Below are 24,824 nucleotides of genomic sequence, written 5' to 3' on the forward strand. Positions count from 1 at the left end.
CGGTGGCGTCGCTTTCTTTCCCGCCCGTTCGGCGGGGCGCGCAGTTCCCCGCGCCCCTTTTGGCCTGCGTCCTCCAGCGCACAGCGTTCGCCCCTGGCAGGGGCTTGCCCTCTGCGCAGAGGGTGACCGTTTTTCAGGGGCGCGGGGAACTGCGCGACGAGCCACCCAACCGGGCGAAGGTCCCGGGACAAGGGGTGCCCGGGAGGGCGGGGGCTCAGACCGTCGCGGAAAGTTCCGCTGCGACCAGTTCGGCGAGCTGGACCGCGTTCAGCGCAGCGCCCTTGCGGAGGTTGTCGTTGGACAGGAAGAGCGCGAGCCCGTGCTCGACCGTCTCGTCGCGGCGGATGCGGCCGACGTACGAGGCGTCGCGGCCCGCGGCCTGCAGCGGCGTGGGGATGTCCGACAGCTCGACCCCCGGCGCCTGCGCCAGCAGCTCGTACGCCCGCTCCACGCTCAGCTCGCTCGAGAACCTCGCGTTGACCTGGAGCGAGTGCCCGGAGAAGACGGGCACGCGCACGCACGTGCCGGACACCTTCAGGTCCGGGATCTCCAGGATCTTGCGGCTCTCGTTGCGCAGCTTCTGCTCCTCGTCGGTCTCGAAGCTGCCGTCGTCGACGAGGGACCCGGCGAGCGGGAGGACGTTGAAGGCGATGGGCCGGGCGTAGACGGCCGGCTCGGGGAAGTCGACCGCGTCGCCGTCGAAGGTGAGGCGGTCGGCGCCGTCGACGACCTGGCGGGCCTGGCCGTACAGCTCCGCCACGCCGGACAGGCCGGAGCCGGAGACCGCCTGGTAGGTGGTGGCGACCATCGAGACGAGGCCGGCCTCCTGGTGCAGCGGCTTGAGCACCGGCATCGCGGCCATCGTGGTGCAGTTCGGGTTGGCGATGATGCCCTTGGGGCGGTCGGCCAGGGCGTGCGGGTTGACCTCGGAGACGACGAGCGGGACGTCGGGGTCGCGCCGCCAGGCGGAGGAGTTGTCGATCACGACGGCGCCCTGGCCGGCGACCTTCTCCGCGATGGCGCGGCTGGTGGCGCCGCCGGCCGAGAAGATGACGATGTCCAGGCCGGTGTAGTCGGCGGTGCCCGCGTCCTCGACGGTGACCTCGCCACCGGGGGCGCCGGCCCACGGGAGGGTGCGCCCGGCGGACCGCGCCGAGGCGAAGAGCCGCAGCTCCGTCACCGGGAACGCGCGCTCGGCCAGCACCTTGCGTACGACGCCGCCGACCTGCCCGGTGGCTCCGACGATTCCGATCCTCATGCGGTCTCTCCGATCTGGTCGCGCCCGTCCGTGGCGCTGGGTGCTGGGTGTGCCCGCCCGTTCGAGTATCACCGCAGCGGCGGGCGGGCGGCGAATGGTTTCAGGTGCCGAGACGTACGCCGGCCAGCGCCTGCGGGCTCGCGGGCAGCAGCGGCAGCCGTACGCCGGGGGTCGGGATGCGGCCCTGGGCGTGCAGTGCGGCTTTGATCACGGTCGGGTTCGGCTCCCGGAAGAGCGCGGCCGCCTGTGCGGCGAGCCGGTGGCCGAGCTCCCGGTCGCCGGTGGCGGCCAGCCGCACCCATGCGGCGGTGTCGAGGTGGGCGGAGGCCAGGACGGCGCCGGTCGCGCCGAGGGCGAGCATCGCGGGCGCGAAGACGTCGTCGCCGGCGAGCACGTCGAAGCCGGCCGGCCGGTCGCCGAGCAGGTCGACGGTCTCGGCGTCGATGCCGCCGACCGCGTACTTCACCCCGGCCACCCCGGGGATCGCGGCCAGCTCCCGCAGCGCGCGGGCGGTCAGCTGCTGACCGGTGCGGTAGGGGACGTGGTAGACGACCAGCGGCACGTCGCTGCGGGCGGCCACGCCGGCGAAGTGCGCGACGACCCCGGCCTCACCCGGCCGGACGAAGGCCGGCACCGTGACCAGCACGGCGTCGGGCGCGACGGCCCACTCCCCCAGGCCGCGCCGCCCGTCCCCCACCCCGAGCACGAACCGCGCCCCGGCGGCCCGGCACACCCGCCCGACCAGCTCGGCGACCCGCCCCCGCTCCTCCTCGTCCAGGCTCCCCGGCTCCCCGGTCGTGCCGAGCGCCACCAGCCCGTCGGCCCCCTGCGCGAGGACGTCCCGGGCCAGCGCTTCGAGCGCGCCGTAGTCGACCCCTCCGTCGGCGGCGAAGGGCGTGACGAGCGGTACGTACAGGGCTGGGCTCATGCGGCGAGTCTCACCCGGCGGAACACCGTAGGTCCAGTTAAATTTTGCGAGGGTAACCGTTAAGAATCTCTGTTCTTATGGGCGGTCATCCACGCCTCGAACACCGCCTCGACCGCGACCGGCGGCGGCACCTTCTCCATCCCCAGGACTTCCTGCGCCGCCACCAGCGCCCGGTACACGACGGTCGCCACGTGCCGGAGCCGCCCACCGTCCGGGTGCTCGGCCAGCCGTGCCGCGCCGCGGATCACGTCGGTGCAGACCGACTGGACGCGCTTGAAGTCGCGGTAGCGGGGCAGATCCGCGTCCAGTCCCCGGGAGGCGGCGGGGCCGACGGCCCGGCGCCAGCGGCGGATCATGTCGCGTTCCTGGTCGGGGCGGTAGCCCATCAGGTGCAGATGGGTGGCCAGGTCGTACACCGGGTCACCGATCAGTGCCAGCTCCCAGTCGATCGTCCACAGCGCGCCCGCCCGGTCGACCACGAGGTTCTTGCGGTGCAGATCGCCGTGCAGGAGGCGGGGGCCGCGGGGCGTGAGGTCGGGCACCTGCGCCGGCAGCCCGACCAGCGTCTCGTGGCTCACGCCCAGCTCGTCGAACAGGCCGCCGACCCGCGGCCGGTTCGGCAGGTAGATGTGAGCGATGGCGAAGTGCAGCAGCTGGCGCAGGAACCCGGTCCCGTCGCGGCCGCCGGCGCCACCGTCCGCGCAGTCGCAGGACGACTGCCCTTCGGCGAGCAGCGGTCCGGGGTCGATCGCGGCCAGTGCGGCGAACAGCTCCTCCAACTGCTCCTGGATCTGCTCGGGCACCCGCTCTGCCGCCGCGGGCCACCGGTCGAGGGTGACGCCCTCGATGAACTCGGCAAAGGTCAGCACGTCGCCCCTGACCGCGGCACGTCCCACCCGCGGCACCCGCGGCACCCGGCCCTGCACCTGCTCCAGCAGCTGGTCCTCCGACGGGAAGTACCGCATGTCGTACCAGAAGACCCCTTCCCGCGGCTCGCGGAGCTTGAGCCAGGGAAAGTCGCCGGCCAGCGGCGAGGCCCGGTCCAGGCGTACGGCGAAGGTGAAGTGGTGGTTGCCCTTGAGCGGCCCCTCGACCAGGTCCGCGCCGACCGGAGCGGCGTGTGCTCCGACTCCCCAGGTCATCGAACTCCTCGACTGCGCGGTGAACCAGCTGACGGCCACGTCCCAGCACGCCGCCGCGTGGAGTGGAGGGTAGTCCCGGCACCGGATCCGCCGGACGCCCGCCGGAAAGCCACCTGCGGCACAACGGCGGCCCGGGCTACGCGTAGGCCGCGGCCTGGTACACGTGCACGAGCGAGTCGACCACGTGCTCGACCCCGGCGTCCGTCAACTGCCGATGCTTCCTGGCGTTCCTCGCATAGCCGAGGAAGGCGACACCGGCGGCGGAGGCCGCCTCGTAGTCGCGGGGGGAGTCGCCGATCATCAGGCACTGCCCGGCGCCGACGCCCGTACTGCGTATCGCCTCCCGCACGCAGGAGGGATGCGGCTTCAGCAGCCGCGGGTCGGCAGCCCTGCCGTGCACATGCGGGCCGAAGCAAGCGGTCAGGCCGCGCAGTTCGAGATAGCCGAGGACCGCCGCCGCCGAGTTGTTGGTCGTCACCGCGACGGACTTGCCGCGCGCCACCAGCCGCCGTACGAGGGAGTCGGCGTACGGCGTCGGCCTGGCCGAGACGATCGCGACCGATTCCTGGTCGGTGAGCAGCTTGTCCAGTTCCGCGACCCTGTGGTCGTGCTCCGAGCCGTCGAAGGCCTTCGCCACGTCCAGCAGGATCTGTATCGGGTCGGTCCGGTGGGCCACTTCGGGCGCCCGTGGCCAGGAGGCGACACGGGAGGTCAGCGCCGCCGCGACCTCGGTTGCCTTGTGCCCGCCGAACACTGCGGTGAGCGGGCCGTCGAAGTCGAACAGGACGCAGTTCGCGGCGGCCAGCAGCTCCCTGAGCGTGTCGGCCGTCGTCCGGGGGGGCGGGTGCGAGGTCACTCAAAGAGTGTCAACGGCTCGGCGATCGTTGACCAGAGCGTTTCGAACCAGCGCTGCGAGCTGTGGACGAATGCCGCGCCCTGGCCGTCCTCGGCGTCGGCCGAGTAGTGGTAGAGCGTGGCGTCGAGACCGAGGATGTCGTAGATCTCCATTTCCTGCTGCTGGAACGGCACCATGCGCCTGACGACCTCGTAGTAGCCGAACAGCGCGTCCGTGCCGTTGAGCAGATACAGCTTGTGCATCGGGGTGAGCGGGACCGTCCTGATGTCCACCCTCACGTCGGCCACGTGCCCGGAGTCCGCCAGCGCGCCCACCGCGCTCTGCACCGTCACCGCCTGGCTGATCGTCAGCCTGCGGAGTCGGCGCAGCGGCCGGTCGTCGTCGGCGTCGCCCACCGCCTTGGGGAGCGCGAGCCGCACGTCGGGCGACGGCAGCAGCAGCCGCACCGCGATCGATTCCGGCCGCAGCTCGCCCCTCCTGACCCGGCGCAACGGCTCCTGAAGCGCGGAGTTGAGGGTCTCCGAGGTGAACGAGAAGGAGTCCAGAGTGATCCGGTCCGCCTCGAAGGCGGCATCGATGTGGTCGGTCAGCCCCACGCCTGCGGGTTCCGGCGCCGTGTGGGCGGCGGACCGGTCGAGGACGTAGGAGCCGCGGCCCTGCTGGGAGTCGATCCAGCCGTCCCGCCGCAGCTCGTCCAGCGCGCGCTGCACGGTGGCGCGGGACACGTCGAAGCGCCGCACCAGCGCCGCCTGGGTGGGCAGTTGGGCTCCCGCTTCGAACGTGCCCTGCTCGATGTCGTGACGCAGTTCCCAGGCGATCCGCAGATACGGCACCTCGGGCGGGCTTCCGCTCACAGCCGACTCATGCAGGCTCACGGCAACAGCGTACAACCCTCTGTCAACTTTGGGACTTGACTGAGATTCGTTTTGCGATCTCCGCCAAGTGGCACAACATGATTGCCAGACATCAATCAACTTATGGAATTTGACCAAGAGTTGCTGAAGTTGGCCAAGCAGGCTCGGCCGGTACGCCCGTCCAGCGTCGTACGAGCGTCAGCCGACACCGCGGTGCCGGCAGCCAAGCCGGGCAGGTGCGGGCGAACGACCCGGTAGGCGTCGACAAATGCCGGACCTAGCGTCGTCGCCACGGGCGGGAAGAGGACCACGTCAGTCGCCCAGGAGGGGGTGAGGGCGATGCTCTTGATGGATCTGACGGTCTGGTTGCTTCAACAAGGGCTCGAAAACCGCTACGGCCCGGTCATGGGAGCAGGGCTCCTGTGCTGCGGGGTCGGCTTACGGAACCGCGCACGCAGCACACAGGCATGGTGCGCCGGCGGAGTCCTGATCGTGCTGGCGTATCTGGCGCAGCACTGAGCCCCCGGGGCATCACGCCCAGGGGGCTCTCCTCGTCCCTGAGGGCCTTGCCTCAGAACACCTCGGGGCACCAGGGCCGGCGCGGGGTGTGGAACAGGTGGGACGCGGTGGCGGCCGCGCCGGGGCGGTGCTCGGTCAGCAGGCCCAGGGCCGACAGCCGCTCGGCCGACTCGTCGCCGAGGTAGAGGCGGGCCAGGGTGGCGACGTCCAGGGTCAGATCGGGCGGCGAGGCGGGGGCGGGAGTGCAGCGCGGGGCCGCGCCGGGAGCGGTCTCCAGCCGGAAGGTGCCGCCGGCCAGGCCGTCGGCGTCGCGCACGTCGAGTACGAGGTCGGCGCCCAGCGGGGCGTAGGTGCGGGCCGACAGTGCGACCGGGACGTCCAGCAGCCGCAGCCACATGTAGTCGGCGTAGGTCTCGGTGCGGGCGGCGCGGGGGTCGCCGAGCAGCAGCGGGAGGATGTCGTCGGGCGGGCGGTGGCCGGACTTGAGCCGGACGACCCAGTCCAGCGAGAGCAGGTAGCGCCACAGCGCCGCGTCGGCGTCCGGGGTCGCGGCGAGCTGCCAGAGCACCTCGGCTTCGGCGTTGGGGAACTTGCCCGGCCAGTAGGGGTCGTTGACCCGGTACGCCGCCATGCCGTCGACCTCGCCCGCCGTGTCGCGGTGGACGACGAAGAAGGGCACCTGGAAGCCGAACGAGGGCAGCACGATCGCGCCGGTGGCCCGGTCCCACCAGCGGCTGTCACGGCTGATGGCGCCCGGGGTACGGACGCGTACCCGCTCGTGCAGGGCCGGTCCCAGCGCCCGCACCTCGGCCGGGGTGACCAGCTCGACCGTGCCGGATACCGCGTCACCCGGCGGGAGCACCGCCCGCGGCACGTCGACCTCCCACTCGGTGACCCAGGTGGCGGGGCCGAAGCCGAACCGCCCGTAGATCGGGTACTCGGCGGCGATCAGGATGGCCACCGCCTCGCCGCGCTCCTTGGCCGCCGCGAGGTCCGCGGCCATCAGGCGAGTGGCCAGGCCCCGGCGGCGGTGCGTGGCGGTGACGGTCACGTTGGTCACCGCGGTGGCGGACACCGAGCCGCCGCCCGGCACCGTCAGGTCCCGCGCCATGCTGCGGAAGGTCCCCACGCAGCGGTCCCCGTCGAAGGCGCCGCGGGTGCGGTCCAGGTCGAACCCGGGCCGCGAGAGCGCGATCTCCTCCGCGGAGATGACCTGCGACCGGTGGAAGCCGGTGTGCATCGCCTGCACCCACGGGCCGACCTCGGACTCGGTGATCGTGCGTATCTCAACACCCATGTCCGCACGTTACGCAGCCGCGCCCGCCGCCCGCATCCGGTTATCACGGCAGGCCCCGGGCCGGCCGCCGGTCAGCCGTCGGAGAGCAGGTCGTCGATGTGGGCCTCGCCCTCGCGGTAGCGGCGGGCGATCTCCGCCGAGCAGTCGTCGACGGTCTGCTGGAGGCTCAGCCTGCGGCCCGAGACCTGCTGCTCGTGGCGGGCCAGCCGGGCCATCCCCGCGTGCAGCTCGGGGTCGGTGCGCGCGTCGAGGTCGGACAGCTCCACCTCGGCGAGGATGTCGGCGGCCAGCCGCTGCACCCGGGGGCTCAGCGGGGTGCCCAGCGTGACGTGCCGGGCCGAGCGGACCCGGGACGGGCCGTCGGCGAGGATCTCCGGGAGCCGGTCGAGCACCGGGGCGTCCGGGCCGCCGGGGGCGCCGGGCAGGGCGGCGGCACCGGCCCTGCGGCTCAGCTCGGCCCGCAGGATGTCGATCCGCCCGTGCAGCAGCCGGCGCAGATACGACAGGTCGGCCTCCTCGCTCTGGGCGTCCCTGCGCAGGGTGCGCAGCGCCACCAGGTCGAGGCCGCCCAGGTCGGCTGCCGCGGTGTCCGCCAGTGGGCCGCGGGGCGCGGGCGGGCGGGACGGCCCTGGTGCGTCGGCCTTGAGCATGCGGTGGCCCTTCCTGGTGGGCGCCGGGGGCTGGCACCGCCGGCAGGTCGGCGGCGGTGCCGGGAGCCTGTCCAGCGCCGGACGTGATCATGCCTGTCGTCCCCCGCACGCAGCAGCCGTACGCGCCGGCACCGCGAGGGCGGCTCCCACACGGGCAGCTCCGCCACGGCAGCGCACGCGGCAGGCGGCCACGGGCGGGGAATCCTGCCGTCGATGCTGCCACCTGTCCCCGGCACCCCGCAGCGAGTCTGCACCCGAACGGCCGTCGCGACAGTTGTGCGAGGCGGCCGGTGCGGCGCGCGCCGGCGTCCGTACGCGCCCCCGCCCCGGTACGGTGACCGCCCGCGTGCGCGCCCCCACCCTGGTTCTTCCGGCGTTCCCGCACCCGACACAATGAGGCCATGCGAGCGGTGGCCCAGCGGGTGAGCGAGGCGAAGGTCGTGGTCGACGGGCGGAGCGTGGGAGCCATCGGCCCCGGGCTGTGCGTCCTGGTCGGGGTGACGCACGACGACACCGCGGAGAAGGCGGCGGCGCTGGCCCGCAAGCTGTGGACGCTGCGCATCCTGCCCGAGGAGCGGTCCTGCTCCGACATCGCGGCACCGCTGCTGGTGATCAGCCAGTTCACGCTCTACGGCGACGCCCGCAAGGGCCGCCGCCCCACCTGGAACGCCGCCGCGCCGGGACACCTGGCGGAACCGCTGGTCGACGAGGTCGTCGCCCAGCTGCGTGCGCTGGGCGCGACCGTCGAGACCGGGGTCTTCGGCGCCGACATGAAGGTGTCGCTCACCAACGACGGACCCTTCACCGTCGTCGTGGAGCTCTGAGCGCGGTTCGCAGCGCGGCTCGGCTCAGGGATCGGCTCTGCGCCCCGCTCAGGGCGCGACGACCGTCTCCTGGGTCGCGGCGGTGTCCCCGGCCAGCAGCGTCGCACCCTCCGGGGTGTTGCGCTTGACGACCGCGAGCGCGATCGGGCCCAGCTCCCAGTGCCGGGCCGACGAGGTGATCGTGCCGACCGCGCGGCCCTCCTCGCCCTCGGCCGCGACCCGCACCTCGGTGCCGGGCCCGGGCAGCCGCACCTCGCTGCCGTCCAGGTGCAGGAAGACCAGCCGGCGCGGCGGGCGGCCCAGGTTCTGCACACGGGCGACCGTCTCCTGGCCGCGGTAGCAGCCCTTCTGCAGATGCACGGCGGTGTCCAGCCAGCCCAACTCGTGCGGGATGGTGCGGTGGTCGGTCTCCAGGCCCAGCCGCGGCCGGTGCGCCTCGATCCGCAGCGCCTCGTGCGCCAGCACCCCGATGGGCGGCCCGGCCTGCGCGGCGAACTCCTCGAACCTGTCGCGCGGGACGAAGACCTCCCGGCCGTACGGCGTCTGCCGGGCGACCCACTCGGCGGGCACCTCGGTGATCGACCCGGCGGGCAGGTACACGACGGCGAACTGGTCGGAGGCGTCGGCGGTCTCGACCCGGTAGAAGAACTTCATGCTCTCCAGGTAGGCCAGCAGCGGCCCCTGGGTGCCGGGCTCGACGTGCATCCAGGTGGTGGCACCGTCGTCGACCAGGTAGAGGGCGTGCTCGATGTGGCCGTGCGCGGACAGGATGAGCGCCTCGGTGGCCTGCCCGGCCGGCAGGTTCTCCACGTGCTGGGTGAGCAGCAGGTGCAGCCAGGACAGCCGGTCGGCACCGCTGACCGTCACCACACCGCGGTGCGAGAGGTCCACGAAACCGGTGCCGTCGGCGAGGGCGCGCTGCTCGCGGAAGAGGTCGCCGTAGTGCGCGGCCACTCCCTCGTCAGGGCCTTCTGCGGGGACGGCGCCGGGCAGCGACAGCAAAGGGCTCTTGGTCATGCCGTCAAGACTACGACCAGGCCGCTCGTATGACCGGACCGGCGGTCATTGCCACGGTCACAGCGAAGGCGGCGGTACGGGCACCGGCCGTCAGGAGTCCGCGGCCTTCGCCGTGCAGTCGCGGCAGCGGCCGAAGATCGCGAAGTGCTTCATGTCGGTCTCGAAGCCGAACTCCGCCCGCAGCCGCTCGCCCAGCGGCGCCGCGATGTCCACGTCGGCCTCGGTGACCACGTCGCAGTCCCGGCACACCAGGTGCATGTGGTCGTGCCGGTCGGCGAGGTGGTACGTGGGGGCGCCGTGCCCGAGGTGGGCGTGGCTGACCAGGCCCAGCTCCTCCAGCAGCTCCAGCGTGCGGTAGACGGTGGAGATGTTGACCCCGGAGGCGGTCCTGCGCACCTCGGACAGGATGTCGTCGGGCGTCGCGTGCTCCAGGCAGTCGACGGCCTCCAGCACCAGCTGGCGCTGTGGCGTCAGCCGGTATCCGCGCCGGCGCAGGTCGGTCTTCCAGTCGGTGGTGACCACCCGGCCAGTGTAGGTCGACACGCCGGTGAACGACCGCGGCCGGCAGCTCGCAGAACCGGGCCGGCCGCGTGGGGGCCGGCTACTTGAAGAAGGCGATGCCGTCGTCCGGCAGGTCCTTGAGGTCGGCGATCCACTCGCGCGGGTCGACGACCTTCTTCAGGTGCGCCGACATGTACGCCCGCAGCGGCACCGAGGGGGTGGCCTTCTCGCCGACCCACATCAGGTCGCTGTTCACGTAGCCGTACAGCCGCTTGCCGCCGCTGTACTCCGGGGCGAAGGGCAGCCGGGCCACCGCGTCCGTGACCAGGTCGATCTGCGGCTTGCCCTCGGCCAGCTCGCCGGTCCAGATCTCCACGACGCCCTCGTCGCGGCTGCTGGTGACGTCGACCTTGCGGTCCGCGCCGATCCGCCAGTAGCCGCTCTCGCTCTCCAGCGGCCTGACCTTCTTGCCCTCGTCGTCCAGCACCCAGGTGTGCGAGACGTACTCGAGGAACGCCCGGCCGTCGTGGGTGAAGGTGAGGGACTGCCCGAAGTTGCACTTCTCCGAGCCCGGGAAGTCGTGCACGCCCGCGCCCTCCCACCGGCCCAGCAGGAACGCCAGCGGTACGAGGTCGGGGTGCAGGTCGGACGGGATCTCGATCATGTCAGCGCTGGCCCTGGTAGAGCTTCTTCACCGCGTAGAACGCGAATGCGGCGACGCCGACGCAGACCAGCACGAGCAGGACGTCGAAGTAGTACTCAATGTGCACGGGTCGTGCTCCTCGCGAGGGCAGCGGGCAGGGCCGCGCCCAAGTCTAGTGCGCGGCCCCGCCCCGGGCGCGGCCAGCCCACGTGACGTGCCGCTCAGCCGTGCGCGGCAGCAGGGGCCGCGTACCGCTCAGCCCAGCAGCTGGGCCTGCAGCCGCACGGTCTGCCGGAAGGCCTGCTCGGGCACCTCGCCGCCCTTGCGGGTCAGCAGTACCAGCGCCACGGTGTCGCCCGCCGTCACGTAGGCGAACCGGGTCATGCTCGCGCCGTACGGGGCGGTCTCGCCGTAGCCGGAGACCGTCTCGCGCCGGGGGACCGTGCGGTCCACGAGGCTGCGGTCGGGCCTGTCGGTGGTGACGCCCTCGACCGGGCGGCCGTCGGCGTCAGGGCCGACGATCTCGGCGTAGCCCGCGGAGATCATCTGCAGCAGGTACACCTCCGCCCTGGTGCCGTCGGGCATCGTCCAGGCGCGGCCCGCGATGTGCCGCAGCCCCTGCTGCTTGAGGAACAGCGCCTTCTGCGCTCCTGCCCCGTTCTGCCTCGTCCTGAGGTACGCGGCCGTCGGCAGCCAGCCCTTGGTGCCGGGGAAGGCCGGGTCGTCCACCGCGCCCCGCGGCAGCGGGACCAGCAGCGAGCGCAGGTCGGCGTAGTGGATGCCGCCGGGGTCGAGCGCGGCGTCCAGCGGGCGGGGCCTGCGGGCGGGGAGCAGCGGGAGCGCGATCGGCGGGTAGGTCCAGCGCCCGTCGTCCGGCGTCCTCAGCCCGGGGATCTTCGTGCGCTCCGGACGGGTCACGGCGTAGGCGGTGCCGGCGCCGAAGACCGCGAAGACCAGCAGCACGGACGTCCAGCGCAGCGCGACCCGCGCCCGCGGGCTCATCCCGTGCGAGGCGACGACGTCGAGGTCGGTGCCGGTGCCGGTGCCGGTGCCGGTGTGGAGGTGGGTGCCGGACATCAGACTCCCTCCCCCGGCGCCTGGATGCGGTCGAGCTGCTTGGCCATCAGCGCCACGGCCTGGCTCCTGTTCACGCGCGGACCCTCGACCCTGAAGGTCACCATCAGGTCCCCCTCGGTGGCCTGGCAGTACATGCCTTGCAGCCAGTCGTCGCCGGAGGCGGCCGCGCTGCCCGGCACCACGCAGACGGCGTGCGGATGGCCCGGCACCGCGGGTCCCCTGCCGAAGACGTCGGAGCCCTGGCTGAGCTTGCGGAAGGCCTCGGGCGCGGCGCCCGCGGCGAGCTTGTTGCCCACCTGCACGATCGTGATCGCGTAGGTGTCGCTGCCGTCGAACCTGCGGAAGGTGCGCAGGGCGGCGCCCTTGATGTGCATGGCGTCCAGCTCGGCGTCGGCCTGCCTCCGCTCCTTCGCGCTGAGGTCGGCGGCGCCGTCGCCGCCCTCCGCCATCGCCTTGGCCTGGGCGGCGTCGAGCACGGTGTCGTTGCCGTACTGCTCGACGTCCGGTCCCTGCTTCAGCATCGGCTGCGGGGGGAGCAGCAGTTCCCCGAGGTCGCCGTAGTGGGTGCCGCCGGCGGTCACGCCGTAGGACCTGGCCGCGGTGTGGCCGGGCGCGGCCGTCGCCGCGCTCCGGGCGGCGGGCTTGCCGCCGCCGCTGCCGCTGCCGAAGAGCGCGTAGCCGCCGCCGGCCAGGGCCGCGACGGCCAGCAGCGCCCCGGCGATGATCAGATCGCGCCGCTCCTTGGACCGCGCGGGCGCGACGGGCGGGACGGCCGGGGGCGTGGGAGGGGCCGCCGGCGCCGGGTGTTGCTCGGTCACATCCGCTCCAGCTGCTTGGTGATCACGGACAGGACCGCGTTCCGCGACACCGGGCGGACCCCGGTCACGTAGACCTCCACGTAGATGTTGCCGACCCGGGCCAGGCCCATGCCGACGTAGACCTTCAGGCCGCCCTTCTCGCCGTAGGGCTCCGCGGACGGCATGACCTCGCCGTCCTCGGTGCCGGGGATCGGGGTGGCGTAGTCCTGGTGCCCGCCGTCGCCGTCCTCGTTCTCCCGCAGCATCTGCGCGGTGTACGGCGACTGGTCGTCGCGGAACTGCGTGAGGCTGATCTCGGTGTCGGTGGCCTTCGGTTTGCCCACCGACCAGCGGGCCACCGCCGCCCGGCGGAAGCCGTTCTGCCCCAGCTCGCCGTACTCGGACGCCGGGTCGTAGTACTTGTCCGCCTCTTCCGCCTGCGAGACCCAGTGCCTCTCGCGCTGCTCGGCGCCCTTGGGCGTCGGCAGGATCAGCTTGAGCAGGTCGGCCTCGTAGACCGCGTTGCGGTCGTCGGCGGGTTTCGGTGCCGGCCGGGCCGGGGCCGCGCCCTCGGGCTGAGCGGGCGCGGCGGCGACCAGCGGCGGCAGCGGCGTGGGCTTGCGGCCGCGCTGCACCTGGTAGCCGGCGCCCGCGCCGGCCAGCACGCCGAGCACCGCGGCGGCGGCGATGACCAGCGTCAGCCGGGAGCGGGCCATCGGCCGGTAGGGCTCGGGCGGCGGCGCCACCGAGGACGAGACGAGTTCGGGTTCGAACAGCAGGGCAGGACGTGCCTGCCAGTCCTGACCTGCGTCACGGCGTGCTTCGCCGCCGATGTCCTGCATGGAGCCCCCCCGGGCGAAAGACGTACAGGCGTGCGACCAGCGGCACGCGGATTCGTATTATGTCCAGCCGACTCGCTGGGTCCCTACCGATTTCCCGGCCGCGGGATGTGACCTGCCGCACAACCTTGCACCGCCTACGCTGGGCGGATGGCGAAGAAGCTCGTGATCAAGGTGACGGCGGGCGCGGACGCGCCCGAGCGGTGCTCGCAGGCGTTCACCGTGGCGGCGCTCGCGGTGGCCAGCGGAGTGGAGGTGTCGCTGTGGCTGACCGGTGAGTCGGCGTGGTTCGCGCTGCCGGGCCGGGCGGCGGAGTTCGAACTGCCGCACGCCGCACCGCTGCCGGATCTCCTGGACGCGGTGCTGGCCGCGGGGACGGTCACCCTGTGCAGCCAGTGCGCGGCCCGGCGCGACATCACCGAGAAGGACCTCGTGGAGGGGGTGCGCATCGCGGGCGCGCAGCTCTTCGTCAGCGAGATCATGCCGGACGGCGTGCAGGCCCTGGTGTACTAGGAGCGGGGCCGCCGGCGGCGGGAGACCGCGCTCATCTGCGGTGGTCCTTGCCCTTCCGGCCCTCCAGCTCGTCCCACCACGCGTCGGACTCGGGGTCCCCGGTGCCGGCGTCGGAGCCCCGGTCGTCGTCCTGCGGTTCGTCGAACCACCGCTCGTTGGGGCCGTGCCGGTTCGCGATGATCGCCGCGACCGGGGGGATGACCATGGCCACCAGGCACATCCCGATGGCGGCCTGGACCGACCAGAGACGCACGACCGCCCACGCCATGACGAACAGCACCACGCAGGTGCCCATCATGGCGTAATACCAGTGACGGCGGTGTGCGTTCACACTTCAACGGTACGTCCGCCAGGCGGATACCGAAACAGCTCGGAACGCGGCGCGGAGGGCCGCACCCCCTTGCGCGGGGTGCGGCCCTCCGGGCGTGTCGGGCGACGTCGGGGACGTCAGACGGCGATGGCCACCTCGGCCGCCGCACCCTGCTCGGCGACGACCGTACGGTCCACCGTCGCACCGGGCACCAGCGCGCGCAGCGTCCAGGTGCCGGGCGCCGCGAAGAAGCGGAACTGCCCGGTCGCCGAGGTCGGCACCTCGGCGGTGAACTCGCCGCCGCCGTCCAGCAGTCGGACGTAGCCGCTGACCGGCTCGCCGTCGCGGGTCACAGATCCCTGGATGATGGTCTCGTTCGCCACGTCAACTCCTGCCAGGTCAGGCCCGCCGGCCTTGGCTCCACACATTGCGGATATCCCTCACTTCTTGTCGGTCGGTCCCGGTTCAGTTGGCGCCGAGCTCGATCGGCACGCCGACCAGCGAGCCGTACTCGGTCCAGGAGCCGTCGTAGTTCTTGACGTTGTCCTGGTCGAGCAGCTCGTGCAGCACGAACCAGGTGAGCGCCGAGCGCTCGCCGATCCTGCAGTACGCGATGGTGTCCTTGGCCAGGTCGACGTTCTCGTCCTGGTAGAGCTGGACCAGTTCGGCGTCGGACTTGAACGTGCCGTCGTCGTTGGCGTTCTTCGACCACGGGATGTTGCGGGCGCTCGGCACGTGGCCGGGGCGCTGCGACTGCTCCTGCGGGAGGTGGGCCGGGGCGAGCAGCTTGCCGGAGAACTCGTCGGGCGAGCGCACGTCGACCAGGTTCAGCGTGCCGATCGCGGCGACGACGTCGTCGCGGTAGGCGCGGATCGCGGTGTTCTGGGCCTTCGCCTTGTACTCCGTCGCGGCGCGCGCGGGCACCGCGGCGACCAGGTCGCGGGAGTCCAGCTCCCACTTCTTGCGGCCGCCGTCGAGCAGCTTGACCGCGTCGTGGCCGTAGAGCTTGAAGTACCAGTACGCGTACGACGCGAACCAGTTGTTGTTGCCGCCGTACAGGACGACGGTGTCGTCGTTCGCGATGCCCTTGGCGGACAGCAGCGCCTCGAAGCCGGCCTGGTCGACGAAGTCCCGGCGGACCGGGTCCTGGAGGTCCTGCTTCCAGTCGATGCGGACGGCGTTCTTGATGTGGTTCTTCTCGTACGCCGAGGTGTCCTCGTCCACCTCGACGATGACCACCTTCGGGTCGTCGATGTGGGCCTCGACCCAGTCGGCGTCGACCAGGACGTCACTGCGGCTCATGCTGTTCTCCTCCGGGGCAGTACGGATGGTGCGGTTGCGCGACGCGCAGGGGGGCGGTGCGAGTCGGTGCGGTCGAGCGGCTCGGTCGGCGCTCCACAGCACGGGGCAGGCAGGCTGCGCCGGGGGCCTTTCGGCCGGCTTCGGCACGGGGGAGCTGCTGCCCCTAGGGCATGCGACAGAGCATGGCGGCGACGCGGCACAGGTCGACTGCCCGCCGCTTCGTGAGATCCGCCTGTCGCTTCATGAGTCCCGATCGTAGGGAAATGAACCCGTAGGTGTCACCGGCGTGTCATATGGCGAGACAAGATTGTCCGAATGGCGGATGCACCCCTTTTGGCCAGGGGCTCCCCGGGGAACTGGCGGGTGAATCTCAGCTGGCGAGAGTGACGTGCTTCCCGCCCGCCGCGACCGACAGGCCGTCCGGCGTCGTCGTCACCGAGGTCAGCGCGATCCCCGACGGCAGGTGCGTGAGCTGCCGCTCGAAGTCGATCTGCTGCCGCACGTTGTCCTCCAGGCCCAGCTTCGTCAGCTCGACCGGCAGCTTCTCGGCGTGCAGCCCTATGGTGTCCGCGCCGCGCACGGTCACCTGGCTGAGCACGCTGATCTTGGTGCCGATGCCGGGGATGGTCCCGGTGAGCTTCACCATCGGCTTGCCGTCCGCGCTGTTGCCCGCGGCCGAGACGGTGACCCCGGGAGGCGCGGCCTTGGACAGGTCCGCGTAGGTGATGAAGGCGATCCCGTCGGCGCTGTCGGCGACCGCGGTGCGGTAGCCGTTGGAGAACTTCACGCCGTGCAGGTCGGCGTTGAAGGTCGCGATCCGCAGCGTCTCCCCGCCGGCGCCCGCCGCGATGTCCTCCGCCTCGATCGTGACGTCGTCCAGCTTGCCGAAGGCGGCCTGGGTCAGGAACGGGAAGCCCTTGATCGACACCTTCGGCTTGTGGTCGAGCCCCTGGGTGGCCTGGGCGCGCTCGGCGGCCTTGTTCTGGGCGACCGAGACCGCGATCCGGTCGGCGGCGACGAAGAGGCCGCCGAGGACCACCACCACGATCAGGACTATCCGCCACACTCGCATGCGCCCGTACTCCCCCACACTCGTTCCGCCTCGACTTCCGCAACGCCTGACGGGCGGCGGGGGGTCCGCGGTTCCCTGCGGCACCGATCCGTTACCTGTGAGGATCCGCGGAACCTCTCAGGTCAGCGCGCGGCCAAGAGCGTAGACGACCGGCGCCGCGGCGGTGAGCGGCAGCGCCACGCCCGCCGTGAAGTGGACGAAGCGGGACGGGAAGTCGTAGCTGGCCACCCGCAGCCCGATCATGGCGCAGGCGCCGCAGGCCACCGCGAGCAGGATGCCGTCGCTGCTGCCGAGGCCGCCCGCACCGCCGGTGGCCGCACCGGTGACCGCCGCCGCCAGCAGCGAGGTCAGCACCGACAGCGGTTCGCCGGGCAGCGGCAGCGCGCGCACCAGGGTCGCGGCGGCCACCGCGACCGCGCCGGCCACCACCGCGTCCTTGCCCGCGTCGGAGACCGCGGCCGCCAGATAACCGCAGGCCAGCACCGTGATCAGGGTGGAGGCCGAGGTCGCGGTGAGCGAGGACAGCCGCTCGTCCGCGCTGCCGTGGTGGCGCAACTGCAGCACCAGGACCAGCAGCAGCCACACGCCGAGGGTGCCGGCGACCACCTCGGGCGCGTGGTCGCCGTCGGCGGCCAGCATCGCGACGTCGGCGGTCACCCCGGCCAGGAAGGCCAGCACGATGCCCTGCCGGGCGGGCCACATGCCGTTGAGCCGGAACCATCCGGCGGCGGTGACCGCCTGGAGCAGCACCAGGAAGACGGTCAGGCCCGGCTTGCCGAGTGCGGCGCCGCCCGCGAGCAGCAGGCCGAGCGCCGCGGTGAGGGCGGCGGGCTGGATGCCGGGCGCGATGATCGGCGAGCCGGTGCGCCCGTCGGGCCGCACGGGCACGGTCCTGGCTCCCCGGCGGGCGGCCCGGCCGCCGGGCCGGGCGGCGGCGGGCTCGTCCTCGATGACCGGCAGCACCGCGGTGTGCTCGGCGGCCTGCTGCTCCGCCGGGTAAGACTGCGGGTCGGCGTAGGCGTGGGCCTGCGGCTGCTGCCACGGGGCGCCCTGGGCCTCGAAGGCCGCCGCCCCCGGCGGGAACGCGCCCTGCGGCGCGGCGGGCTCCCAGCCTGCCTGCGGGTACTCCTGCGGCGCCGTCCACGGGTGCGCGGCGGGCGGGGTGGCGCCCCAGCCGTCACCCGCGGCGGGGGCGGGGGCGCCGTAGGCCTGGCCGTCGTGGGCCGCGGCGTGCCCGGCCCAGTCGTCGCCGGCCGGCGGGGCGCCGTAGCCGGCGTCCTGGCCCTGCGGCGAGGGCGGGGCGGCGTGCAGCGGCTCGGGGACGTAGGTGCCGTCCGTGCCGTAAGGCGCCGCCCCGCCGTATGCCTGCTCGTCGTGGCCGCGGCCCTGGCCGTAGCCGTCGCCGTACTCGTACGCGCCGTGGTCGCTCATACGGACCCCCCGGCGAAGGGCGGCAGCACCTCGACGGTGCCGCGGTCGGGCAGCGGAACCTGGGCGTGGTCGCGGGTGCCGACCGGGTGGCCGTCGACCAGGAACGAGCAGCGCAGCAGCACGCGGGCGAAGTCGGGCCGCCCGGAGTGCCGCTGCCTGGCGGCGGCCAGCGCGTCGGCGAGCGTGGCAGCGCGGTACGGCTCCTCCGCGGTGCCCGCGGCGGCCTTGGCGGCGGCCCAGTAGCGGATCGTCCCCGCCGCCGGGGGCGCGGCCGTCTCGGTTCCAGCCATCGCGGCTCCGTCTCCTCGTCCTTCGTGGTGCGTGTCGTGCGTGCGGTGCGGGTCGTGCAGGTCGTACGTGCGGTGCGGCCGCGGCGCGGGGGGTGTGACGCCCGTACGCCGGCGTGGGCCGCCTCCATCATGGACCGTCGGCGTCACCGCGCTCCAACACGGGCGGTCAGCCAGTCGCCGATCCGGCCGAGCAGGGCCGCGTCCGCGGCGTTCTCCGCGTGGCCGAAGCCCGGCTCGATCCACAGCTCGGCGCCGCCCTCGCCCGCGGCCGCGGCGAGCGAGTGCGGGTGGTCGAGCGGGAAGTACGTGTCGCGGTCGCCGTGCACGATCAGCAGCGGCGTCGGCGCGATGTGCGGCACCGACTCGACCGGCGAGCGCGGCACCGGGTCCCACTCGGCGGAGTGGATGCGGGTGCCGAGGCCGACCCGGGAAACCAGCCGGCCCGCGGGCCTGGTCACCACCCAGTGCAGCCGCCGCATCGGCGCCGTACCGCGGTAGTACCAGCGGGCGGGAGAGCTGACCGAGACGACCGCGTCCACGCGGGAAAGGCCCGCGTCGGGGCCGGCGCCCGCGTGCCGCAGCACCACGGAGGCGCCCATCGAGAAGCCGACCGCCGCCACGCGTGCGTAGCCCAGCCGCCGCGCCCAGCCGACCGCCGCGTCCAGGTCGAGCACCTCGCGGTCGCCGACCGTGGAGTGGCCGCCGGAGCGGCCGTGGCCGCGGAAGGAGAAGGTGAGCACACCCCCGCTGCCGTGCAGCACCGCGGCCGCCCTGCGGACCGCGGGGCGCTCCAGAGCGCCGGTGAATCCGTGCGCGACGACGATGGCCAGATCCCGACTACCCTTCGCGGCGGCGAGGTGTTCGGCTTCGATCGGTATCCCGTCGGACGTCAACAGAACCGCGCTCCGGCCACCCGAAGTGAGCGGTGAAACACGGAAACGCATGTCGTCGGTCTCGGCAGCGCTGTCCATGTGGGCTATTCTTCCGTGGAAGAGGACCTGGGCAATGCCGCCCCCGGGTCCTTTCGTGCTTTCCGCACGTTGTCGTCCTCGCCGCACCGAGGAAGGGTCGTAGCAAATGAGCCAGCCTGATCCACCCGGCCGCCCCTTCGGCCACGCCTGCGGGAACACCCGCGGCGTCCCCCGCGACAACACCCGGCACCACCACTCCGACCTCGCCCTCGATGTCCGCACGACCGATGGGAGCACCCGGTGAGTTCTCTGCTGCTGCTGACCAACGCACTCCAGCCGTCCACCGAGGTGCTGCCCGCGCTCGGGCTGCTGCTGCACAGCGTGCGCGTGGCCCCCGCGGAAGGCCCCGCGCTGGTGGACACCCCCGGCGCCGACGTGATCCTGATCGACGGCCGCCGCGACCTGCCGCAGGTGCGCAGCCTGTGCCAGCTGCTGCGCTCCACCGGCCCCGGCTGCCCGCTGATGCTGGTCGTCACCGAGGGCGGCCTCGCCGCGGTGACCGCGGACTGGGGCATCGACGACGTGCTGCTCGACACCGCGGGCCCGGCCGAGGTCGAGGCGCGGCTGCGGCTCGCGATGGGCCGCCAGCAGATCACCGGCGACGACAGCCCGATGGAGATCCGCAACGGCGACCTGTCGGTCGACGAGGCCACCTACAGCGCCAAGCTCAAGGGCCGGGTGCTCGACCTGACCTTCAAGGAGTTCGAGCTGCTCAAGTACCTGGCGCAGCACCCGGGCCGGGTCTTCACCCGCGCCCAGCTGCTCCAGGAGGTCTGGGGTTACGACTACTTCGGCGGTACGCGGACGGTGGACGTGCACGTGCGGCGGCTGCGCGCCAAACTCGGCGTCGAGCACGAGTCGTTGATCGGCACGGTCCGCAACGTCGGCTACCGTTTCGTCACTCCGGAGAAGGTCGAGCGGGCCGCAGAGGAGGCCGCGCGCAGCGAGGCCGCGCAGGGCCGCGGGTCCGACCGGCAGGACAGCCGTTCCTCCGCTGAACAGACGGTATGACGATCCGCGTGACGAGCCGATAGACACGCGTAGACTTCCCGTCGTGCCCAAGGTGACGCGCGACGACGTGGCCAGGCTGGCGGGGACATCCACCGCGGTCGTCAGCTACGTCATCAACAACGGACCCCGGCCGGTAGCCCCGGCCACCCGCGAGCGAGTGCTCGCGGCCATCAAGCAGCTCGGCTATCGCCCGGACCGTGTGGCCCAGGCGATGGCGAGCCGCCGTACCGACCTGATCGGCCTGATCGTCCCCGACGCGCGCCAGCCCTTCTTCGCGGAGATGGCGCACGCGGTGGAACAGGCCGCGTCCGAGCGCGGAAAGATGGTGCTGGTCGGTAACTCCGACTACCTCGACGAGCGCGAGGTCCACTATCTGCGGGCCTTCCTCGGCATGCGGGTCTCCGGCCTGATCCTGATCAGCCAGGGCCTCAGCGACAACGCGGCCACCGAGATCGACGCGTGGGACGCCCGGGTGGTGCTGCTGCACGAGCGGCCCGAGGCCATCGACGACATCGCGGTGCGCACCGACGACATCGGCGGCGCGCAACTGGCCGTACGCCACCTGCTGGAGCACGGCCACGACTACGTGGCCTGCCTCGGCGGCACCGAGGTCACCCCGGTCATCGGCGACCCCGTCACCGACCACGTCGTCGGCTGGCGGCGGGCCATGGAGGAAGCCGGGCGGTCCACCGAGGGCCGCCTCTTCCAGGCCCCCTACAACCGCTACGACGCCTACGAGGTCGCGCTCGACCTGCTGGCGGGACCGGACAGGCCGCCGGCCATCTTCTGCGCCACCGACGACCAGGCGCTCGGGGTGCTGCGGGCCGCCCGCGAACTGCGGATCGACGTGCCCGAGCAACTGGCCGTCGCCGGCTTCGACGACGTCAAGGAGGCGGCGCTCGCCGACCCGCCGCTCACCACGGTGGCCTCCGACCGCCAGGGCATGGCCAGGGCGGCGGTCGACGCGGTGCTCGACGACTCCCTGCGGGTACCGGGCGCCCGCCGCGAACGCCTGCGCCAGTTCCCCTCCCGCCTGGTGGTCCGCGGCTCCTGCGGCTGCCACGCCTAGCCTGCGGCTCGCTCGCCCGGCACGACGCAGCCCTCTCCCGCCAGAGGGTGCCCCCAGGGGCGCGGTGCTCCTGCGGTGCCCTTTCCGAAGGGGGTACGCCCCAGGGGCACCCTCCTGCGCAAGGGGAGCCGCACAGACCCCGTGCCCGGGGGAGGCTCGCCCCCTGCCTGAGGGGCACCCTTTACATCGGGCATATTGTCGGGCTTCTCAGCGTGTGCTCAGGCGGCTCTCATCTTCGGGCCGCAGAGTCGTTGACATGACCGAGAGCAGCCGCAACGGCGGCGAACCCCAGCACCCGCACGACCCGCAGCTTCCGCTCTACTTCGGCCCCCAGGCCCCGGTCCCGTCCTCTCCCGCGCCCTCGTCCGAGGGGGAGGGCGAAGGCACCCAGAGCTACGCGGGCTTCCCGCCGCCGCCCCCGCACGACCCGGCCGTCGCGACCGGCGGCCCCGGTGAGCCCGGCGGCCACCGCCGCAGGGTCGTCCGCAGGCCCGTCGCCCTGTTCGCCGCCGCCGCGATCGCGGCCGGGGTGATCGGCGGCGGGATCGGCGCCCTCGTCGGCAACGCCACCGACCACTCGAACGGCACAAGCAGCGCCACCGGCGGCGCCAGCGCCGTGGTGAACGCCGCCGCGCTCGACGGCACCGTCGCGGGTGTGGTGAAGGCGGTCGACCCCAGCGTCGTGGAGATCAACGCGACCTCCGGCCAGGGCAAGGCCACCGGCTCCGGCGTCATCATCACCGCCGACGGCCAGGTCGTCACCAACAACCACGTCGTCGCGGGCGCAAGCCGGCTCAGCGTCACCTACGCCAACGGCAAGACCGCGAGCGCCAGCGTCGTCGGCACCGACCCGGCCAAGGACCTCGCGCTGATCAAGATCCAGGGCGCCACCGGCCTGCCCGCCGCCGGCCTCGGCGACTCCTCCTCCGTGGCCATCGGCGACCAGGTCGTCGCCATCGGCTCCCCCGAGGGCCTGAGCAACACCGTGACCAGCGGCATCGTGTCCGCCCTGAACCGCGACGTGACCGTCCCCGTCGAGACCGGGCAGAGCCAGGGCCAGGGCTTCGGCGGCAACGGCAGCCAGAGCGGCAGCGACCAGTGGCCGTTCTCCTTCGGCGGCAACCAGTACAACGGCGACACCGGCAGCTCCACCACCACGTACAAGGCGATCCAGACCGACGCCTCGCTCAACCCGGGCAACTCCGGCGGCGCCCTGATCAACATGGCCGGCCAGATCGTCGGCATCAACTCGGCGATGTACTCCGACTCCTCCTCCGGCTCGTCCTCCTCCTCGTCCGGCAGCGTCGGCCTCGGCTTCGCCATCCCGGTCAACACCGTCAAGGCCGACCTCGCGACGCTGCGCGGCGGCGGCACCAACTAGCGCACGGCGCCGTGCGACGCTGAGAGGGTCAGCGGCACCACCCATGACGAGCAGCGAGGTATCCCCCACCATGAGCCCTGGTCCCGGCACCGGACCCAGCGCCGGCGAGCCCGCCGAGGCACCCGCCCGCATCCTGATCGTGGACGACGAGCCCGCCGTACGCGAGGCGCTGCGCCGGAGCCTGGCCTTCGAGGGCTACGACACCGAGCTGGCCGCCGACGGCATGGCCGCGCTGGAGACCGCCGACACGTACCGCCCCGACGCGATCGTGCTCGACGTGCTGATGCCGCGGATGGACGGTCTGACCACCGCCCGCCGGCTGCGCGCCACCGGGGTCACCACCCCCATCCTGATGCTCACCGCGCGCGACACCGTCGGCGACCGCGTCACCGGCCTCGACGCGGGCGCCGACGACTACCTGGTCAAGCCCTTCGAGCTGGACGAGCTGCTGGCGCGGCTGCGCGCACTGCTGCGCCGCAGCTCCTACGCCGCGGCCGCGGCGGGCGGGGGCGACCCCGCCGCCCACACCCTGGCCTTCGCCGACCTGCGGATGGACGTCACCACCCGCGAGGTCACCCGCGACGGCCACCCGGTGGAGCTGACCCGCACCGAGTACACCCTGCTGGAGCTGTTCCTCACCCACCCCCGCCAAGTCCTCACCCGCGAGCAGATCCTCAAGGCGGTGTGGGGCTTCGACTTCGAGCCCACCTCCAACTCCCTCGATGTGTACGTGATGTACCTGCGGCGCAAGACCGAGGCGGGCGGCATGCCGCGGCTGGTGCACACGGTGCGGGGCGTCGGCTACGTGCTGCGCGCCCCGGACGGCGGCCACGCGTGAAGAAGCTCACCCTGCGCTCGCGGTTGACGCTGCTGACCGCCGCCGCGGTGGCGGTCGCGGTGGCGGCCGTCGCGCTCGCGGCGTGGTTCATCACCCGCGACCAGCTGGTGGCCCAGCTCGACTCGACGCTGCACAGCACGCACGTCGACAACCGCTACCTCAACCAGACCCTCGTCACCTGCGCGTCGACCGCGCAGACCAGCGGCAACGTCCCGCCGGGCGCCGTGGGCATCCAGATCGTCAAGGCGGACGGGACCCGGTGCCTGGGAGTCGGCGCGCCGCCGGTCAAGGTGCAGGCCCGCGATATCGAGGTGGCGTCCGGCACGGTGGACACCGTGACGCACGACGCCCGCACCGACAGCGGGCAGGAGGTCCGCGTCTTCACCGAGCCGCTGCTCGACGGGCCGGACGGGCAGGCCACCGGGCTCGCCGTGTCGATCTCGCGCCCGCTGACCGAGATCGACAAGACCCTCACCACCCTGGCGTGGGTGCTGTTGGCCGTCGCCGGGGTCGGCGTGCTGGGTGCGACCAGCGCCGGCCTGTGGATCGCCCGGACGGGGCTGCGGCCGGTCGACGAGCTGGCCGGCACCGTCGAGCACATCGCGCGGACCGAGGACCTGAGCGTCCGCATCCCGGTCGAGGGCGAGGACGAGATCGCCCGGCTCGGCCAGTCCTTCAACGCGATGACGTCCGCGCTGGCGTCGTCCAGGGACCGGCAGCAGCAGCTGATCGCCGACGCGGGGCACGAGCTGCGCACCCCGCTGACCTCACTGCGGACCAACATCGAGCTGCTGGAGCGCAGCGAGGCGACCGGCCGGGCCATCCCCCCGGAGGACCGGCGGGCGCTGCTGGCCTCGGTGAAGGCCCAGATGACCGAGCTGGCCGCGCTCATCGGCGACCTCCAGGAGCTGTCCCGGCCGGACGCCGCGCCGACCCTGCAGGTCGTCCCGCTGCACGAGATCACCGGCACCGCCCTGGAACGCGCCCGGCTGCGCGGCCCCGACCTGACGATCTCCGCGGACGTGTCGCCGTGGTTCGTGCGCGGCGAGGCGGCGGCGCTGGAGCGGGCCATCGTGAACCTGCTGGACAACGCGGTGAAGTTCAGCCCGCCTGCCGGGCGGATCGACGTACGGCTGCACGGCGGCCGGTTGACCGTGCGCGACCACGGCCCCGGCATCCCCGCCGAGGAGCTGCCGCACGTCTTCGAACGGTTCTGGCGCTCACCCTCCGCGCGCTCGCTGCCCGGCAGCGGCCTGGGCCTGTCGATCGTGGCCCGTACCGTCCACCAGGCCGGCGGCACGATCGCGCTGACGCCCGCACAGGGTGGCGGCACCGAGGCCGCGCTGTACCTGCCGGGCGCCCCGACCGCACCGCCGGACGCGCCGCCCGAGCCCTGACAGGACCGCATCGATCGTCTCGACATGTGAAATTGCC

29 protein-coding genes are annotated in these 24,824 nt (G+C 73.0%); 8 read left to right on the forward strand and 21 right to left on the reverse strand.

All coding sequences use genetic code 11. The features are described from left to right. Positions 1-214 precede the first annotated feature (214 nt). The 7 genes from NFU81_RS08315 to NFU81_RS08345 form a co-directional block, all read right to left on the reverse strand. Positions 215-1,258: an aspartate-semialdehyde dehydrogenase gene (locus tag NFU81_RS08315; protein ID WP_251486739.1), complete on the reverse strand. Its 1,044-nt coding sequence runs from the start codon at positions 1,256-1,258 to the stop codon at positions 215-217. A 100-nt stretch (positions 1,259-1,358) separates the two neighbouring features. Beyond that, positions 1,359-2,186: a dihydrodipicolinate synthase family protein gene (locus tag NFU81_RS08320; protein WP_251486742.1), complete on the reverse strand. Its 828-nt coding sequence runs from the start codon at positions 2,184-2,186 to the stop codon at positions 1,359-1,361. A 59-nt stretch (positions 2,187-2,245) separates the two neighbouring features. Next, positions 2,246-3,328, reverse strand: a complete 1,083-nt coding sequence (locus NFU81_RS08325) for an aminoglycoside phosphotransferase family protein (RefSeq protein WP_251486744.1) — start codon at positions 3,326-3,328, stop codon at positions 2,246-2,248. A gap of 136 nt (positions 3,329-3,464) precedes the next feature. Next, on the reverse strand, positions 3,465-4,184 hold the full coding sequence (locus NFU81_RS08330) for an HAD family hydrolase (protein WP_251486746.1): 720 nt from the start codon (positions 4,182-4,184) through the stop codon (positions 3,465-3,467). Next, positions 4,181-5,059 carry a GntR family transcriptional regulator gene (locus tag NFU81_RS08335; RefSeq protein WP_251486748.1) on the reverse strand — a complete coding sequence of 293 codons (879 nt, stop codon included), beginning with the start codon at positions 5,057-5,059 and terminating at the stop codon, positions 4,181-4,183. The genes NFU81_RS08330 and NFU81_RS08335 overlap by 4 nt, the downstream gene beginning before the upstream one ends. A 550-nt stretch (positions 5,060-5,609) precedes the next feature. After that, on the reverse strand, positions 5,610-6,854 hold the full coding sequence (locus tag NFU81_RS08340; RefSeq protein WP_251486750.1) for a GNAT family N-acetyltransferase: 1,245 nt from the start codon (positions 6,852-6,854) through the stop codon (positions 5,610-5,612). Between the two features lie 71 nt (positions 6,855-6,925). Further along, the gene (locus NFU81_RS08345; protein WP_251486752.1) at positions 6,926-7,504 is read right to left on the reverse strand and encodes an RsiG family protein; all 579 of its coding nucleotides are present in this window, start codon (positions 7,502-7,504) and stop codon (positions 6,926-6,928) included. A gap of 401 nt (positions 7,505-7,905) precedes the next feature. Here NFU81_RS08345 and dtd point away from each other — a divergent pair, with 401 nt between their 5' ends. Continuing rightward, positions 7,906-8,328 carry a D-aminoacyl-tRNA deacylase gene (gene dtd, locus NFU81_RS08350; RefSeq protein WP_251486755.1) on the forward strand — a complete coding sequence of 141 codons (423 nt, stop codon included), beginning with the start codon at positions 7,906-7,908 and terminating at the stop codon, positions 8,326-8,328. A gap of 48 nt (positions 8,329-8,376) precedes the next feature. Here dtd and ygfZ read toward each other — a convergent pair whose 3' ends face one another. From ygfZ to NFU81_RS08380, 6 genes are all read right to left on the reverse strand, one after another. Then, the gene (gene ygfZ, locus NFU81_RS08355) at positions 8,377-9,345 is read right to left on the reverse strand and encodes a CAF17-like 4Fe-4S cluster assembly/insertion protein YgfZ (RefSeq protein ID WP_251486758.1); all 969 of its coding nucleotides are present in this window, start codon (positions 9,343-9,345) and stop codon (positions 8,377-8,379) included. Between the two features lie 90 nt (positions 9,346-9,435). Further along, entirely contained in the window at positions 9,436-9,867 is a 432-nt protein-coding gene (locus tag NFU81_RS08360) for a Fur family transcriptional regulator (RefSeq protein WP_251486761.1), read from the reverse strand. A gap of 79 nt (positions 9,868-9,946) precedes the next feature. Next, positions 9,947-10,510 (reverse strand): heme-binding beta-barrel domain-containing protein, encoded by a 564-nt coding sequence (locus NFU81_RS08365; protein WP_251486764.1) that lies wholly within the window; start codon positions 10,508-10,510, stop codon positions 9,947-9,949. A 234-nt stretch (positions 10,511-10,744) separates the two neighbouring features. After that, positions 10,745-11,566 (reverse strand): hypothetical protein, encoded by an 822-nt coding sequence (locus NFU81_RS08370; RefSeq protein ID WP_251486768.1) that lies wholly within the window; start codon positions 11,564-11,566, stop codon positions 10,745-10,747. After that, the gene (locus NFU81_RS08375) at positions 11,566-12,384 is read right to left on the reverse strand and encodes a hypothetical protein (protein WP_251486770.1); all 819 of its coding nucleotides are present in this window, start codon (positions 12,382-12,384) and stop codon (positions 11,566-11,568) included. Before NFU81_RS08375 ends, NFU81_RS08370 begins: the two co-directional genes overlap by 1 nt. Beyond that, the gene (locus tag NFU81_RS08380) at positions 12,381-13,205 is read right to left on the reverse strand and encodes a hypothetical protein (protein ID WP_251486773.1); all 825 of its coding nucleotides are present in this window, start codon (positions 13,203-13,205) and stop codon (positions 12,381-12,383) included. Before NFU81_RS08380 ends, NFU81_RS08375 begins: the two co-directional genes overlap by 4 nt. Before the next feature lie 147 nt (positions 13,206-13,352). On the opposite strand from NFU81_RS08380, the gene NFU81_RS08385 reads away from it, so the two are divergent. Then, positions 13,353-13,715: a DsrE family protein gene (locus tag NFU81_RS08385; protein ID WP_251486776.1), complete on the forward strand. Its 363-nt coding sequence runs from the start codon at positions 13,353-13,355 to the stop codon at positions 13,713-13,715. A gap of 31 nt (positions 13,716-13,746) precedes the next feature. Here the strand turns inward: NFU81_RS08385 and NFU81_RS08390 are convergent, their stop codons facing one another. From NFU81_RS08390 to NFU81_RS08420, 8 genes are all read right to left on the reverse strand, one after another. Then, positions 13,747-14,046, reverse strand: coding sequence for a DUF3099 domain-containing protein (locus tag NFU81_RS08390; RefSeq protein WP_251486779.1), 300 nt, complete (start codon positions 14,044-14,046; stop codon positions 13,747-13,749). A 116-nt stretch (positions 14,047-14,162) separates the two neighbouring features. Then, positions 14,163-14,453 carry a DUF1416 domain-containing protein gene (locus NFU81_RS08395; RefSeq protein ID WP_251486782.1) on the reverse strand — a complete coding sequence of 97 codons (291 nt, stop codon included), beginning with the start codon at positions 14,451-14,453 and terminating at the stop codon, positions 14,163-14,165. Between the two features lie 37 nt (positions 14,454-14,490). Continuing rightward, positions 14,491-15,327 carry a sulfurtransferase gene (locus NFU81_RS08400; RefSeq protein ID WP_251486785.1) on the reverse strand — a complete coding sequence of 279 codons (837 nt, stop codon included), beginning with the start codon at positions 15,325-15,327 and terminating at the stop codon, positions 14,491-14,493. 163 nt (positions 15,328-15,490) lie between these two features. Continuing rightward, on the reverse strand, positions 15,491-15,571 hold the full coding sequence (locus NFU81_RS41245) for a putative leader peptide (RefSeq protein WP_355342331.1): 81 nt from the start codon (positions 15,569-15,571) through the stop codon (positions 15,491-15,493). A gap of 126 nt (positions 15,572-15,697) precedes the next feature. Beyond that, positions 15,698-16,399: an LmeA family phospholipid-binding protein gene (locus tag NFU81_RS08405; RefSeq protein ID WP_251486787.1), complete on the reverse strand. Its 702-nt coding sequence runs from the start codon at positions 16,397-16,399 to the stop codon at positions 15,698-15,700. 117 nt (positions 16,400-16,516) lie between these two features. Further along, the gene (locus tag NFU81_RS08410; protein WP_251486790.1) at positions 16,517-17,830 is read right to left on the reverse strand and encodes a hypothetical protein; all 1,314 of its coding nucleotides are present in this window, start codon (positions 17,828-17,830) and stop codon (positions 16,517-16,519) included. Then, positions 17,827-18,120: a MoaD/ThiS family protein gene (locus NFU81_RS08415; protein ID WP_251486792.1), complete on the reverse strand. Its 294-nt coding sequence runs from the start codon at positions 18,118-18,120 to the stop codon at positions 17,827-17,829. Before NFU81_RS08415 ends, NFU81_RS08410 begins: the two co-directional genes overlap by 4 nt. Before the next feature lie 143 nt (positions 18,121-18,263). Continuing rightward, a complete protein-coding gene (locus NFU81_RS08420) occupies positions 18,264-19,091 on the reverse strand; it encodes an alpha/beta hydrolase (RefSeq protein ID WP_422665165.1) in 828 nt (275 codons plus the stop codon). A 106-nt stretch (positions 19,092-19,197) separates the two neighbouring features. Between NFU81_RS08420 and NFU81_RS08425 the strand changes: the two genes are divergently transcribed. The 6 genes from NFU81_RS08425 (at position 19,198) to NFU81_RS08450 (ending at position 24,787) form a co-directional block, all read left to right on the forward strand. Continuing rightward, complete coding sequence (locus NFU81_RS08425) at positions 19,198-19,335, forward strand: hypothetical protein (RefSeq protein WP_251486794.1); 138 nt, start codon at positions 19,198-19,200, stop codon at positions 19,333-19,335. Beyond that, positions 19,332-20,102 carry a response regulator transcription factor gene (locus NFU81_RS08430; protein WP_251486796.1) on the forward strand — a complete coding sequence of 257 codons (771 nt, stop codon included), beginning with the start codon at positions 19,332-19,334 and terminating at the stop codon, positions 20,100-20,102. The genes NFU81_RS08425 and NFU81_RS08430 overlap by 4 nt, the downstream gene beginning before the upstream one ends. Positions 20,103-20,145: 43 nt before the next feature. Next, positions 20,146-21,171, forward strand: a complete 1,026-nt coding sequence (locus NFU81_RS08435; RefSeq protein WP_251486798.1) for a LacI family DNA-binding transcriptional regulator — start codon at positions 20,146-20,148, stop codon at positions 21,169-21,171. A 256-nt stretch (positions 21,172-21,427) separates the two neighbouring features. Continuing rightward, entirely contained in the window at positions 21,428-22,552 is a 1,125-nt protein-coding gene (locus tag NFU81_RS08440; RefSeq protein WP_251486800.1) for a S1C family serine protease, read from the forward strand. Positions 22,553-22,622: 70 nt separating this feature from the next. Then, positions 22,623-23,390, forward strand: coding sequence for a response regulator transcription factor (locus NFU81_RS08445; RefSeq protein WP_251486802.1), 768 nt, complete (start codon positions 22,623-22,625; stop codon positions 23,388-23,390). Beyond that, positions 23,387-24,787, forward strand: a complete 1,401-nt coding sequence (locus NFU81_RS08450) for a sensor histidine kinase (RefSeq protein WP_251486804.1) — start codon at positions 23,387-23,389, stop codon at positions 24,785-24,787. Before NFU81_RS08445 ends, NFU81_RS08450 begins: the two co-directional genes overlap by 4 nt. Positions 24,788-24,824: the final 37 nt, after the last annotated feature.

It is taken from the genome of Actinacidiphila cocklensis (genome assembly GCF_907177275.1).
Taxonomy (GTDB): domain Bacteria; phylum Actinomycetota; class Actinomycetes; order Streptomycetales; family Streptomycetaceae; genus Actinacidiphila; species Actinacidiphila cocklensis.